Annotated in this window: 3 protein-coding genes; all 3 read left to right on the forward strand. The window is 71.3% G+C overall.

Annotation, left to right across the window (positions count from 1 at the left end):
- Positions 1–269 precede the first annotated feature (269 nt).
- The 3 genes from V7E45_RS39385 (at position 270) to groL (ending at position 3,424) form a co-directional block, all read left to right on the forward strand.
- The gene (locus V7E45_RS39385) at positions 270–1,064 is read left to right on the forward strand and encodes a polysaccharide deacetylase family protein (RefSeq protein WP_333779101.1); all 795 of its coding nucleotides are present in this window, start codon (positions 270–272) and stop codon (positions 1,062–1,064) included.
- Positions 1,065–1,365: 301 nt separating this feature from the next.
- On the forward strand, positions 1,366–1,674 hold the full coding sequence (groES, locus tag V7E45_RS39390; protein WP_020132158.1) for a co-chaperone GroES: 309 nt from the start codon (positions 1,366–1,368) through the stop codon (positions 1,672–1,674).
- A gap of 121 nt (positions 1,675–1,795) precedes the next feature.
- The gene (gene groL, locus V7E45_RS39395) at positions 1,796–3,424 is read left to right on the forward strand and encodes a chaperonin GroEL (protein WP_333779100.1); all 1,629 of its coding nucleotides are present in this window, start codon (positions 1,796–1,798) and stop codon (positions 3,422–3,424) included.
- Positions 3,425–3,512: the final 88 nt, after the last annotated feature.

A 3,512-nucleotide genomic window follows, 5' to 3' on the forward strand; every position in this document is an offset into this window, starting at 1 on the left:
GGAGGACTGAGGGCGGGGGGTCCGGCGGGGCCGTCGGGCCTGCCCGGCCCGAGAAGCGCGCTGAGCGCGACGGGCGGGTGCCGCGGGTCCTGCGGGCCCGACGGCACTGGCGTGTCGGTCCCGGCAGCCCGGAGCCCGAACCGGAGCCGGGACCTGGACCGGGACGGGCGCCGGGCGCCGGGCGTGGCGGCGGGCGCGCCGTTGGGCGCGGTGGTGCGCGGGCCAGGAGGTCCGGACCGGCCGGGCCGGCGGCCGCTCTCACCGCCGCGCTGGGTGCCGTCCTCGCCTCGGTCCTCCTGCTCGCAGGCTGTGCCCAGTCCGTCGATCCCATCGAACGCCTGGGCAAGCGCGCGGCCCAGGGGGTACGGCCGTCGAGGCCGGCCGGGGACCAGGTCTACCGCCGCTGGGGCCTGGCCGCCCCGCTCGCCGCGCCGCCCAGCCATCCGGCCCGGCCGCTGGCGGCCCAGCGCCCGGACGCCGCGCCACCCCGGGTGGTACGCCGCGTCGACACCTCCGACAAGGTCGTCTTCCTCACCTACGACGACGGCGCCGAGCGGGACCCGCGCTTCGTCGACATGGTCCGCGAACTGCGGCTGCCGGTCAGCCTCTTCCTCACCGACAGCGTCGTCGGCCCGGGATACGGCCACTTCGCCCGGCTGCGCGCGGTGGGCGCCGGCATCGAGAACCACACCCTGGACCACCCGGCGATGGCCGGACTGCCGTACGCCGGACAGCGCGCCGAGATCTGCGGCCAGCAGGAGAAGCTGAGGTCCCGCTTCGGCCTGCGCCCCCGCCTCTTCCGCCCGCCGTACGGCACGTACGACACCACGACCCTGCGCGCCGCCGCCGACTGCGGCATCTCCGCGCTCGTCCTGTGGCGCGCCGCGATGACCTCCGACGGCGTCACCTACGCCACGGGCGCGCGCCGCCTGAGCCCCGGCGACATCGTCCTCGTCGGCCCCGACGAGGCCACCGGCCCGGATCTCAAGGAGCGCACGCGCCGGCTGCTGCGCCAGGCGCAGGCCCAGGGCCTGACGGTGGGACGCCTGGAGGACTACCTGTAGAACACCTGGCCGAGCACCCACCGGAGCGGCCACCCGAGCAACCGCCCGGAACGCACGTCCAGGGGCACCCCGCCGGCGTCCGCCGGCGGGGCCGGGCGAGGCCGATGATCCGCGACGCGCCGCCGTAATTGGCACTCCGCTTGACCGAGTGCTAACCCCGGTCATAGTCTCAGGTCTGGCACTCCCCCCTGGAGAGTGCCAAACACGCGACGGGCAGGTCCGGCACCCGCGACGACGGATCCACCTGGTCGCCACCTCAGACAGTTAACCCCGTGAGATCTCCGAAGGGGGAGGTCGGATCGTGACGACCACCAGCTCCAAGGTTGCCATCAAGCCGCTCGAGGACCGCATCGTGGTCCAGCCGCTCGACGCCGAGCAGACCACCGCCTCTGGCCTGGTCATCCCGGACACCGCGAAGGAGAAGCCCCAGGAGGGCGCCGTCCTCGCCGTGGGCCCGGGCCGTTTCGAGAACGGCGAGCGCCTTCCGCTCGACGTCAAGGTCGGCGACGTCGTCCTGTACAGCAAGTACGGCGGCACCGAGGTGAAGTACAACGGCGAGGAGTACCTCGTCCTCTCGGCTCGCGACGTCCTCGCGATCATCGAGAAGTAGTCACCTCGAGCACCTTTTGCTCCTGACCTGCGCCCCTGGCCCCCGCGACCGATAACGAAGCCGGGCGCCCGGGGCGCAGTCGTCTTTACACCCACAGATTTCCGAGAGGGCTTCCGCTGTCATGGCGAAGATTCTGAAGTTCGACGAGGACGCCCGTCGCGCCCTTGAGCGCGGCGTCAACAAGCTGGCCGACACGGTGAAGGTGACGATCGGCCCCAAGGGTCGCAACGTCGTCATCGACAAGAAGTTCGGCGCCCCCACCATCACCAACGACGGTGTCACGATCGCCCGTGAGGTCGAGATCGACGACCCGTACGAGAACCTCGGCGCGCAGCTGGTGAAGGAGGTGGCGACCAAGACCAACGACATCGCTGGTGACGGCACCACCACCGCCACGGTGCTCGCCCAGGCGCTGGTGCGCGAGGGCCTGAAGAACGTCGCCGCCGGCGCCTCCCCGGCCGCCCTCAAGAAGGGCATCGACGCCGCGGTCAAGGCCGTCTCCGACGAGCTCCTCGCCTCGGCCCGCCCGATCGACGAGAAGTCCGACATCGCCGCCGTGGCCGCGCTGTCCGCCCAGGACCAGCAGGTCGGCGAGCTGATCGCCGAGGCGATGGACAAGGTCGGCAAGGACGGTGTCATCACCGTCGAGGAGTCCAACACCTTCGGTCTGGAGCTGGACTTCACCGAGGGCATGGCCTTCGACAAGGGCTACCTGTCGCCGTACTTCGTCACGGACCAGGAGCGCATGGAGGCCGTCCTCGACGACCCCTACATCCTCATCAACCAGGGCAAGGTCAGCTCCATCCAGGACCTGCTGCCGCTGCTGGAGAAGGTCATCCAGGCCGGCGCCTCCAAGCCCCTGCTGATCATCGCCGAGGACGTCGAGGGCGAGGCCCTGTCGACCCTGGTCGTCAACAAGATCCGCGGCACCTTCAACGCCGTCGCGGTGAAGGCCCCGGGCTTCGGTGACCGCCGCAAGGCCATGCTGCAGGACATCGCCACCCTCACCGGCGGCACCGTCATCTCCGAGGAGGTCGGCCTCAAGCTCGACCAGGTCGGCCTCGACGTGCTGGGCTCCGCCCGCCGCGTGACCGTCACCAAGGACGACACCACGATCGTCGACGGCGGCGGCAACTCCGCCGACGTCGCGGGCCGCATCGCCCAGATCAAGGCCGAGATCGAGAACACCGACTCCGACTGGGACCGCGAGAAGCTCCAGGAGCGCCTCGCGAAGCTGGCCGGCGGCGTGTGCGTGATCAAGGTCGGCGCCGCCACCGAGGTGGAGCTGAAGGAGAAGAAGCACCGTCTGGAGGACGCCATCTCCGCGACCCGCGCCGCGGTCGAGGAGGGCATCGTCTCCGGTGGTGGCTCCGCTCTGGTCCACGCCGTCAAGGTCCTCGAGGGCAACCTCGACAAGACCGGCGACGAGGCCACGGGTGTCGCGGTCGTCCGCCGCGCCGCCGTCGAGCCGCTGCGCTGGATCGCCGAGAACGCCGGCCTCGAGGGCTACGTGATCGTCTCCAAGGTGGCCGAGCTCGACAAGGGCAACGGCTACAACGCCGCCACCGGCGAGTACGGCGACCTGGTCAAGGCCGGCGTCATCGACCCGGTCAAGGTCACCCGCTCCGCCCTGGAGAACGCCGCCTCCATCGCCTCCCTCCTCCTGACGACCGAGACCCTGGTCGTCGAGAAGAAGGAAGAGGAGCCGGCCGAGGCGGGCCACGGCCACGGTCACGGCCACTCGCACTGAGCCTCGCGCCGAACCCAGCTGAACAGCCGGTGCCCGGCCCCCCTGGTCCGGTACCGACCCGACCATTTTCCCACCGGAACGTCGGCAC

The sequence above is a fragment of the Streptomyces sp. IBSBF 3136 genome, assembly GCF_036815105.1.
Taxonomy (GTDB): domain Bacteria; phylum Actinomycetota; class Actinomycetes; order Streptomycetales; family Streptomycetaceae; genus Streptomyces.